2 protein-coding genes are annotated in these 4,334 nt (G+C 71.3%); one reads left to right on the forward strand and one right to left on the reverse strand.

Features of this window, described 5'->3' with window-relative positions; genetic code table 11:
* Positions 1 to 364: 364 nt before the first annotated feature.
* The gene (locus ABZ805_RS29135; RefSeq protein WP_358447099.1) at positions 365 to 2,104 is read right to left on the reverse strand and encodes a sugar-binding domain-containing protein; all 1,740 of its coding nucleotides are present in this window, start codon (positions 2,102 to 2,104) and stop codon (positions 365 to 367) included.
* Between the two features lie 488 nt (positions 2,105 to 2,592).
* Between ABZ805_RS29135 and ABZ805_RS29140 the strand changes: the two genes are divergently transcribed.
* Entirely contained in the window at positions 2,593 to 4,245 is a 1,653-nt protein-coding gene (locus ABZ805_RS29140) for an AMP-binding protein (RefSeq protein WP_358447102.1), read from the forward strand.
* Positions 4,246 to 4,334 lie beyond the last annotated feature (89 nt).

Consider the following 4,334-nt stretch of genomic DNA (forward strand, 5'->3'; position numbering starts at 1 on the left):
TCTCGTCCCAGCCGGACCAGCAGTACCCGGGCTGGCAGGACCACGACTGGCGGGACCACGACTGGCAGAACCACCGCGAGCGGGACCGCGGTGAGACATCGTCGTCCTCCTCGGTCGCGGGAATTCGCTGCTGCGGTGGGAAGAACGCCCCGGCCGGTAGTGGGGTACCGGCCGGGGCGTCGTCGTGCGCGGGGTGGTCGAGGCGAGCACGCCCCGGGCGAGCACTCCTGGTCGATCAGCGCTGATCGACCGTTCCTCGATCGCTCGCCCTCCGCTCGTCCACCCTCGATCCGTCACTCCTCGGTGCGTCATCTTCGACGCGTCATCTTCGACGCGTCACCTCCGGTTCGTCACCGTCGGTTCGTCACGGGGTGCCCGCGTCGATCACGGCCCGGTTCGCGGCGCGCACCGCCTCCAGGTCCGGCTTGAGGATCTGCCGGTCGTAGGTGAAGAAACCGTTGACCTCGTTCTCCACGTCGGTGGTCTGCGTGTAGACCGACGCCGACAGTCCCTTCTCGCCGATGATGCGCACCAGGTCGTCGTGCACCTCCTGGTAGCGGCGGGTCAGGTCGGCGCGGGTGTCGACGATCTCGTAGGACGAGGGCTCACCGGGCCACAGGTGCCCGTCCTCGATGAGGCCCAGCCCGCCGTACTCGCCGTCCACCGAGGCGCGGTCGCCGGTCACGTCCGGCGCGCCGGGGCCGACGTAGGTGTGGTCGTCGTAGATGTGCCCGGCACCGGTGTCCGGCAGCGAGTCGCAGCAGTTCACGCCGCTGGCCGGGTTCACCAGCCGGGTCGGGTCCTGCGCTTCGACCTGCTCGGCGATGCGAGCGGTGTCGAACTCGCCCCAGCCCTCGTTGAACGGCACCCAGGTGACGATCGACGGCGAGTTGTGCAGCTGGTCGACGATGTCGGCGGCCTCGGCCTCGAAGTTCGCCTTCGCCTCGTCACCGGGGGTCTGCCCGTTGACCAGCGCGGGAATGTCCTGCCACACCAGCAGGCCCAGCTGGTCGGCGTGGTAGTACCAGCGGGCGGGCTCCACCTTGATGTGCTTGCGCACCATGTTGAAGCCGAGTTCCTTGGTCTGCTCCAGGTCGAAGCGCAGCGCCTCGTCGGTCGGCGCGGTGAAGATGCCGTCCGGCCAGTAGCCCTGGTCCAGCGGGCCGTGCTGGAACAGGATCTTCCCGTTCAGCGCGAGCCGCGGCCTGCCCTGCTCGTCGTCGACGAGCCCGATGGAGCGCATCCCGGCGTAGCTGCCGACCTCGTCGACGGGCTGCCCGTCCTCGCCGAGCAGCCGCACCGCCACGTCGTAGAGGTACGGGTCGTCCGGCGACCACAGGTGCGGGTCCGGCACCTCGAGGCGCAGGTCCTGACCGGCTTCACCGGTGGCGGTGGCGACCTCCGCGCCGCCGTCCCGCTCGCTGATGACGGCTTCGACGCGACCGCCCTGCGAGCCGTCGGCGCGCACGGCGAAGCTGTTCGACGCCAGGTCCGGGGTGATCTCCAGGTCGGTGATGTGCGCGTCGGCGACCGGTTCCATCCACACCGTCTGCCAGATGCCGGAGGCGCCGGTGTAGAAGATGCCGTTGGGGTCGTTGCGCTGCTTGCCGACCGGGAACGGGTTGTCCTCGTTGCGGTCCTCGACCGCGACGGTCAGCTGCTGCGGGCCGTCGCCGGTGAGCGCGTCGGTGACGTCGGCGCTGAACTCGGTGAAGCCGCCCTGGTGGGTGGCGACCTCCTGGCCGTTGACGCTGACGGTCGCCTTCTGGTCCACGGCGCCGAAGTGCAGCAGCACCCGCTGGCCGGACCAGTCGGCGGGCACCTGGAACTCGCGGTGGTAGAGCAGGTGGTCGTCGTGGCGCTGGATGCCGGACAAGCCGGACTCCGGCGGGTAGGGCACCAGGATCTGCTCGTCGGTCTCGCTGGGCGGGGTGTCGGATCCGGCGAAGTCCCACAGCCCGTTGAGGTTCTGCCAGCGCTCGCGCGTGAGCTGCGGGCGCGGGTAGTCGGGCAGGGCGTTGTCCGGGCCGACCTGGTCGGTCCACGGAGTCGCCAGCGGCGGGTCCTTCGGTTCCCATGCGGCGGGTTCGGCCTGAGCGGGCATACCGGTGACGGTAGCGAGCATGGCGGCGCCGATCAGAGCGCCGACGCGGAATCGGACTAGTGGTCGGCGGGTCAACGCGCGGCGGTGCACGTGGCCTCCTGGTGGATTCGAGCCGGTGGGAGCGGGGACGGGACGAGTCGGCTCGTGCCGATCGGTGCAGCCCCCAGGTGTCGTGGATCGCGCCCACGCCCCCCGAGACGGCGAAACAGGACGAAAGCGAAGCCACAACAAGCAACAAGAATGACCATGACCGCACGTGAAGTCAACGGCACCACCCGAATGCCCGCGCATCGGACCAGCGGCATGGATCTGATCGGGTGTGCCGGTTAAGTTGGTCCGGCGCGCCGGCGATCGTCCGAACGGGACGGTCGGCGCACGCGCGGCACGTGCAACCGGTGGTCGAGGAGGACGCGGACGTGACCGAGCAGACCGATGCGGGCAGGGCGGCAGCGGGACCCGGTGGCGTCGAGTTCCTCGCCGCCCGCGATCTGCTGCTGAGCACGCGCGAGGACTACGCCGCGGCCAGGGACGCGTTCCGCTGGCCGCGCCCCGCCGAGTTCAACTGGGCGCTGGACTGGTTCGACACCATCGCGGGCAGGCAGGACCGGACCGCGCTGTGGATCGTCGAATCCGACGGCTCCGAGCGGAAGTTCTCCTTCGGCGAGCTCTCCCGCCGCTCGAACCAGGTGGCGAACTGGCTGCGCGAGCTCGGCGTGGCCCGCGGCGACCGGCTGATCCTCATGCTCGGCAACCAGGTCGAGCTGTGGGAGACCATCCTCGCCGCGATGAAGCTCGGCGCCGTGATCATCCCGGCGACGCCGTTGCTGGGGCCCGCCGACCTGCGCGACCGCGTCGACCGCGGCGCCGCCGGGCACGTGGTGACGACCTCGGCGCACGCGCCGAAGTTCGCCGACGTGCCGGGCGACTACACCCGGATCGCGGTCGGCGGCGCCGAGGGCTGGCACGCCTACGCCGACAGCGCGGCCGCCGCGGAGGCGTTCGAGCCGGACGGGCCGACCCGGGCCGCGGACCCGCTGCTGCTGTACTTCACCTCCGGCACCACCGCGAAGCCGAAGCTGGTCGAGCACACCCACGTCTCCTACCCGGTCGGGCACCTGTCCACGATGTACTGGATCGGGCTGGAACCGGGCGACGTGCACCTGAACATCTCCTCACCGGGCTGGGCGAAGCACGCGTGGAGCAACGTGTTCGCGCCGTGGAACGCCGAGGCGACGGTGTTCATCTACAACTACGAGCGCTTCGACGCCGCCGCCCTGCTCGGCGAGATGCAGCGTTGCGGCGTGACCAGCTTCTGCGCCCCGCCGACGGTGTGGCGGATGCTCATCCAGGCCGACCTGACCGCGCTGCGCACCCCGCCGCGCAAGGTGCTGGGGGCGGGCGAGCCGCTGAACCCGGAGGTGATCGAGCAGGTCCGCCGCGCCTGGGGCGTCACCATCCGGGACGGCTTCGGCCAGACCGAGACCAGCGTGCAGGTCGCCAACACGCCCGGCCAGGAGCTCAAGCCCGGTTCGATGGGGCGGGCGCTGCCCGGGTTCGAGGTGGCGCTGATCGATCCGGCGACCGGGCAGGAGGCCGCGGAGGGCGAGATCTGCCTGCGGCTGGACCCGCGGCCGGTGGGCCTGATGACCGGCTACGCCGACGACGCCGAGCGCAACGCCGAGGTGCTGCGCGGCGGCTACTACCACACCGGGGACGTGGGCTCGCGGGACGCGGACGGCTACATCACCTACGTGGGCCGCACCGACGACGTGTTCAAGGCCTCCGACTACCGGATCTCGCCGTTCGAGCTGGAGAGCGTGCTGCTGGAGCACGAGGCGGTCGCCGAGGCCGCGGTGGTGCCGTCCCCGGACCCGATCCGGCTGGCGGTGCCGAAGGCGTACGTGGTGCTGGCGGCGGGCTGGGAGCCGGGGGAGGCCACGGCGCTGGCGATCCTGCGCTTCGCCCGCGAGCACCTCGCCCCGTACAAGCGGATCCGGCGGCTGGAGTTCACCGAGCTGCCGAAGACGATCTCCGGCAAGATCCGCCGCGTCGAGCTGCGCACCCGCGAGGAGGAGATCCACGCGGCGCCGTCCCCGGCCGGGGAGTACCGCGAGGAGGACTTCCCGGACCTCAAGTCCTGACCCGTTCGCCGGGCGGCACCGCTGGTCCGTCCGGCGCACCGGTGTCCCCGCATCGACGACCGCGCGCCCGCACCCTTTCCGGGGGCGGG

The sequence above is a fragment of the Saccharopolyspora sp. NPDC047091 genome (assembly GCF_040643635.1).
Lineage (GTDB): Bacteria > Actinomycetota > Actinomycetes > Mycobacteriales > Pseudonocardiaceae > Saccharopolyspora_C.